Origin of the sequence: Albidovulum sp. (assembly GCF_049646345.1) — a bacterium.
In the GTDB taxonomy this organism is placed as follows: domain Bacteria; phylum Pseudomonadota; class Alphaproteobacteria; order Rhodobacterales; family Rhodobacteraceae; genus Albidovulum.
Map to the genome: position 1 here is coordinate 1 of NZ_JBARVQ010000047.1, position 5,422 is coordinate 5,422.

6 protein-coding genes are annotated in these 5,422 nt (G+C 61.6%); 4 read left to right on the top strand and 2 right to left on the bottom strand.

Annotated features, from left to right (window positions below; genetic code table 11):
* From WBB85_RS01220 to tdh, 3 genes are all read left to right on the top strand, one after another.
* A partial coding sequence (locus tag WBB85_RS01220) for a cupin domain-containing protein (RefSeq protein ID WP_432636804.1) occupies positions 1 to 327 on the top strand: 327 nt, incomplete at its 5' end.
* 142 nt (positions 328 to 469) lie between these two features.
* Positions 470 to 1,660 (top strand): glycine C-acetyltransferase, encoded by a 1,191-nt coding sequence (locus WBB85_RS01225; protein WP_432636805.1) that lies wholly within the window; start codon positions 470 to 472, stop codon positions 1,658 to 1,660.
* 11 nt (positions 1,661 to 1,671) lie between these two features.
* Complete coding sequence (gene tdh / locus WBB85_RS01230) at positions 1,672 to 2,697, top strand: L-threonine 3-dehydrogenase (RefSeq protein ID WP_432636809.1); 1,026 nt, start codon at positions 1,672 to 1,674, stop codon at positions 2,695 to 2,697.
* A 7-nt stretch (positions 2,698 to 2,704) separates the two neighbouring features.
* On the opposite strand, the gene WBB85_RS01235 is transcribed toward tdh, so the two are convergent.
* Together WBB85_RS01235 and WBB85_RS01240 are read right to left on the bottom strand one after the other, a co-directional pair.
* Complete coding sequence (locus WBB85_RS01235; RefSeq protein ID WP_432636806.1) at positions 2,705 to 3,019, bottom strand: MocE family 2Fe-2S type ferredoxin; 315 nt, start codon at positions 3,017 to 3,019, stop codon at positions 2,705 to 2,707.
* Between the two features lie 2 nt (positions 3,020 to 3,021).
* A complete protein-coding gene (locus WBB85_RS01240; protein ID WP_432636807.1) occupies positions 3,022 to 4,104 on the bottom strand; it encodes a fatty acid desaturase family protein in 1,083 nt (360 codons plus the stop codon).
* A gap of 137 nt (positions 4,105 to 4,241) precedes the next feature.
* On the opposite strand from WBB85_RS01240, the gene WBB85_RS01245 reads away from it, so the two are divergent.
* Entirely contained in the window at positions 4,242 to 5,273 is a 1,032-nt protein-coding gene (locus tag WBB85_RS01245) for a LacI family DNA-binding transcriptional regulator (protein ID WP_432636808.1), read from the top strand.
* Positions 5,274 to 5,422 lie beyond the last annotated feature (149 nt).

Below are 5,422 nucleotides of genomic sequence, written 5' to 3' on the forward strand. Positions count from 1 at the left end.
GAGGTGATCCGGTCCGAGGCCGCACCGGTAATCGCCGGGCGCGGACAAGGCGTGCGCATCCGCATCCTCTCGCCCGCCGAGGCGGCGGGCGAGCATGAGGTCTATGATCTTGCCTTTGATACCGGGGGCCGCTTGGTCAGCGATCCGCACGGGCCGGGGTGCCGCGAGCATCTGACGGTACTGGAAGGCGCGGTGACGGTCGTATCGGGTGACGACAGGCAGCGGCTTGGCGTGGGCGATACCGCCCGCTACTTCGCCGACCGCCCACACAGGATCGAGGCCGAAGGCGGCGCGGCGCGGGCGATTCTGATCGTGCAGAATTCCTGACCGTTTGACGGGTTGAGGGGGCGGGAGCCTCCGGCGGGAGTATTTTGGAACAGAAGAAATCCGTAATTATGAATATAAATCCGCTATATTGACATTGGCGTGATAGCGGATAATATTCCGTCAAACCGGAGGTGAATCTGCAATGTCGGACAAGGCGAGCTTTCTGAAGCATCTGGGCGAGACTCTGACCGGGATCGAGGCGGATGGGCTTTTCAAGCGCGAACGGCTGATCACCTCGGCACAAGGCGCACATGTGAAGGTGGCGGGACGCGATGTCCTGAACCTCTGCGCCAACAATTATCTGGGCCTTGCTGATCATCCGGCGCTGATTACCGCCGCAAAGACGGCGATGGATGATCACGGCTATGGCATGGCCTCGGTCCGCTTCATCTGCGGCACGCAGGACCTGCACCGGGAGCTGGAGGCGCGGATCGCACAGTTCCTGAACAAGGACGATGCGATCCTGTTCGCCGCCTGTTTCGACGCCAATGGCGGACTGTTCGAGCCGCTTCTGGGGCCCGAGGATGCGGTCATCTCGGACGCACTCAACCATGCGTCGATCATCGACGGCATCCGACTCTGCAAGGCGAAACGCTACCGCTACGCCAATTCCGACATGGGTGATCTGGAGGTGCAGTTGCAGGCGGCGCGCGGGGATGGGGCACGGTTCATCATGATCGCCACGGACGGCGTCTTTTCGATGGACGGCTATCTGGCGAAACTTCCCGAGATTGTGGCTTTGGCCGGGAAATACGGCGCCCTGACCATGGTCGACGATTGCCATGCGACGGGGTTCATGGGGCCGGAGGGGCGCGGCACGCCCGCCCATGCCGGGGTTGAGGTCGATATTCTGACCGGCACGTTGGGGAAGGCTCTGGGTGGCGCATTGGGCGGCTACATCGCCGGGCCGCAGCCCGTCATCGACCTTCTGCGCCAGCGGGCGCGGCCCTATCTCTTCTCGAACGCCCTGCCGCCCGCCGTGGTGGCCGCCGGGATCACAGCGCTGGACGTTGTGGAGGCCGCCGACGATCTGAGGGCGCAGCTTTTCGACAATGCGGGCTATTGGCGCGCGGGGCTGGAAGATGCAGGATTTACACTTCTGCCCGGCGAGCATCCGATCATCCCGGTGATGCTGGGCGATGCCAAGCTGGCGCAGGCGATGGCGACGGCGCTTTATGAGCGTGGCGTCTATGTCTCGGGCTTCTTCTTCCCGGTCGTGCCGAAAGGACAGGCACGCATCCGCACGCAGATGAACGCGAAGCTGACGAAGGGTGATCTGGATTTCGCACTCGACGCCTTCCGGGGCGCTGGCAAGGCGGTGGGGGCGATCTGATGCGCAATGACATGAAGGCACTGGCGAAGGCGCAACCCGAAGTCGGGCTTTGGATGGAACACCGCCCCGTGCCCGAGATCGGTCCGGACGATGTTCTGATCCGCATCCGCAAGACCGGCATCTGCGGCACCGATATCCATATCTGGAACTGGGATGAATGGGCCGCGCGGACAGTGCCGGTAGGTCTGGTGACGGGTCACGAATTCGCGGGCGAGATTGTCGAGATCGGCCGCAATGTCGAAGGGTTGATGATTGGCCAGCGTTGTTCCGGCGAAGGGCATCTGATCGGCAAGCAAAGCCGTCAGAGCCGGGCGGGTAAATTCCACCTCGACCCCGCCACGCGCGGGATCGGGGTCAATGAACAGGGGGCATTCGCCCAATACCTCAAACTGCCCGCCTTCAACGTCGTCCCCCTGCCCGATGAGATCGATGATGAGATCGGCGCGATCCTCGACCCGCTTGGCAACGCGGTTCACACGGCGCTCAGCTTCGATTTGGTGGGCGAGGATGTGCTGATCACCGGCGCAGGCCCCATCGGCATCATGGCCGCCGCCGTCGCCCGCCATGTCGGCGCGCGCCATGTGGTGATCACCGATGTCAATCAGGACCGGCTGGATCTGGCGGCCCGCGTCACCGACGTGGTGCCCGTCAATGTCGCACGCGAGGATCTGAAAGACGTCGAGGGTGCCCTGAAGATGAAGGAAGGCTTCGATGTCGGGATGGAGATGTCGGGCAATCAGGCCGCCCTCGACCAGATGGTCGAGAATATGGTGATGGGCGGCCGCATCGCCATGCTGGGCATCCCGCCGGGCAAGTCGCCGGTCGACTGGAGCCGCATCGTCTTCAAGGCGATCACCATCAAGGGTGTCTATGGCCGGGAGATCTTTGAGACCTGGTACAAGATGATCGCGATGCTGGAGAACGGCCTCGATATCCGCCGGGTCATTACCCACCGCTACAAGGTGGATGATTTCCGCGACGGGTTCGAGGTCATGCGTTCGGGGCGCAGCGGCAAGGTGGTTCTGGACTGGGGCTGAGGGCGGCTCAGCGCGGTTGAATGAACACCCGCCCGCCCTCTACCTTTGCCGGATAGGTGGCAAGATTGACGCAGACCGGCGCACGTTTGGCCTCACCCGTCCGGTAGTCGAACTGGCCGTTATGCTTGGGACATTCAATGACGTTGTCCATCACCAGCCCGTCGGCGAGATGAACCTGTTCGTGGGTGCACAGCCCGTCGGTGCAGTAGTACTCATCCTCCGGGCTGCGGTAGATCGCATAGGTCCGCCCCCCGTGATCGAAACGGATCACATCCTCTAGCTCAACATCCTCCGCCCCGCAGGCGTCGATCCATCCGATCATGCTTATCCCTCTTGTTTCGCGCCGGACGCGGCGACATGAAATTGCTGCTTGTAGGGTTTTGCCGTCTGCGGCAGGTCACGCGTCAGGAAATCGTCCTCATAGGCGAGCTGGCGTTTCAGGACCGGCAGCACCTCACGATAGGCTTGCCAGATCGAGGTGTTTGGAGCGGGCAGGTCATCCCTGATCCGGTCGTGCAGTGCAGGCAGCCGGTGGTAGGGCACCATCGGGAACATGTGATGTTCGACATGGTAGTTCATGTTCCAGTAGATGAAGCGGCTGACCGGGTTCATGTAGACGGTGCGACTGTTCAGCCGGTGGTCGATGACATTCTCGGCAAGGCCCGCATGCTGAAGCACTCCGGTCAGGACATGGTGCCATGCGCCGTAAAGCCGCGGCAGGCCGATCAGCATGAGCGGCAGGATTGAACCCAAGGCCAGCGCCGCCACGAGGGTGGCAGCGTAGATCAAAGCCCATATCCGGGCGATGCGGATGACCTTGGCATGTTCGCTTTCCGGGATGAAGCTGGCCTCCTCCGCATCAAGGCGGCCCGAGGCGTTCAGCACCATCCGCGCCCAGCCGTTCCAGGCGTCGAGAATGCCGAAGAGGTTCAGGAAGATGCGGAACAAAGCGGGCGGGCGCATCGCCACAATCTCGGGGTCACGCCCGACGATGATTGTATCGGTATGGTGGCGCGTATGGCTCCAGCGCCAGGCGACCGGGTTGCGGATCATGCAGAAGCTGGCGATCTGGTAGACCACATCGTTCATCCAGCCGGTGCGAAAGGCGGTGCCATGCCCGCATTCATGCCAGCGCGAATCCATCGCCGAACCGTAGAGCACACCATAGGCCAGCCAGAACGGCACTGCCCCCCATGACGGCCAGAGCGCGATACCCGCAGCTGCGAAAGCGATCATCGCCGTTAAGAGAATGACCGTATCGCGAATTGCAGGTCCGTCCTCGCGCGCCATCAGCGCTTTCATCTCCTTGCGGGGGATCTCGGTGTGATACCACTCTGCCGCCGCGAGGCCGGTTTCGACCGCGCGTTGCGCGTCAGCGCCCAGCAGGCTGTAGTCCCGTTTGATCATGTCTGGTGTCCTGTGACCTGATGCAAGCAGCCTAGGAGCGATTCTGGCTGCAACATAGATCGGGGCTTGGATTCTCATCAGATATCGTCAAAATGCGGCATCATGAATGATGTGATTACCTCATATCCGGAGGCAAAATGGCGCAGCGCATGACAATCTCGGATGTCGCTCGCGAGGCCGGCGTCAGCACGGCGACGGTCGACCGCGTGCTGAATGGACGCGAGAAGGTGCGCGAATCCACGGCCCGCCAGGTCTTTGAGGCTGCGCACCGGATCGGCTATCACGCGGCGGGTCTTATCGGGCAGCGGATCAAGACCGATTTGCCGCTGATGCGCTTCGGCTTTGTCATGCACAAGGAAAAGCAGGCCTTCTACAAGAACTTCGCCGCCGAGATGGAACGGGCCGTCCGGACAGCGCCGAATGTGCGGGGCGAGTTGATCATCGAATATTCCGCCTCACAGGCACCGGGGGATTTTGCCGATCTGATGCGCGGGCTGAAAGGCCGTGTGGATGTGATGGGGGCAACCGCCGTTACCCATCACATCGTGACCGAGGCCGTGCAGGAATTGCAGGAGGATGGAATTCCCTGCTTTGCGCTTCTGAACGACTTTGCCCAAGGTGTGCGACAGAACTACATCGGCATGAATAACCTGAAAGTCGGGCGGATCGCGGCATCAATGATCGCGACTGCAGTGCACAGGCCGGGCAAGATCGCTGTTTTTGTCGGCGGCTATCGCTGGCACGGGCACGAGCTGCGCGAAACCGGTTTCCGATCGTATTTTCGCGAATATGCGCCGCAATTCACCATACTCGATACGCTGGTGAACCTTGAGACGCGACAGTTGACCTATGAGGCCACGCTGGACCTTCTGGCCCGTCATCCCGATCTGCGCGGCATCTATTGCGCGGGCGGCGGGATGGAGGGCGCGATCGCGGCACTGCGCGAGGTGCGTCAGCCCGGCGATGTGGCACTGGTGGTCAACGAACTGACACCGGAAACCCGCGCGGCGCTACAGGACCGCTATATCACCCTGGTGATCTCGACCCCGCTTTCCGTCCTCTGCCGCGATATCGTGACGCTCATGTCGAATGCGGTTCTGAATGGTATGTCAGAGGTGGTCGGACAGCATTTTCTTCAGCCGGAACTGTATCTGACCGAGAGTATCTGAATGATGTAATGACATCATTCAGATGATGTTCATTTCGTCAGATTTGACAGAATCCATCTACTGAGCGTTGACGCGACGCCCCTCATACCGCCACCCTTCCCGGCAACCGGCACCAAAGCCGGACCTTCGGGATCGCATCCGGGGGTTAG

What these genes read in the sequence shown, in the direction of transcription:
- WBB85_RS01225 (WP_432636805.1), top strand. Translation starts at nt 470, where the DNA reads ATGTCGGACAAGGCGAGCTTTCTGAAGCATCTGGGCGAGACTCTGACC.
- tdh (WP_432636809.1), top strand. Translation starts at nt 1,672, where the DNA reads ATGAAGGCACTGGCGAAGGCGCAACCCGAAGTCGGGCTTTGGATGGAA.
- WBB85_RS01235 (WP_432636806.1), bottom strand. Translation starts at nt 3,019, where the DNA reads ATGATCGGATGGATCGACGCCTGCGGGGCGGAGGATGTTGAGCTAGAG.
- WBB85_RS01240 (WP_432636807.1), bottom strand. Translation starts at nt 4,104, where the DNA reads ATGATCAAACGGGACTACAGCCTGCTGGGCGCTGACGCGCAACGCGCG.
- WBB85_RS01245 (WP_432636808.1), top strand. Translation starts at nt 4,242, where the DNA reads ATGGCGCAGCGCATGACAATCTCGGATGTCGCTCGCGAGGCCGGCGTC.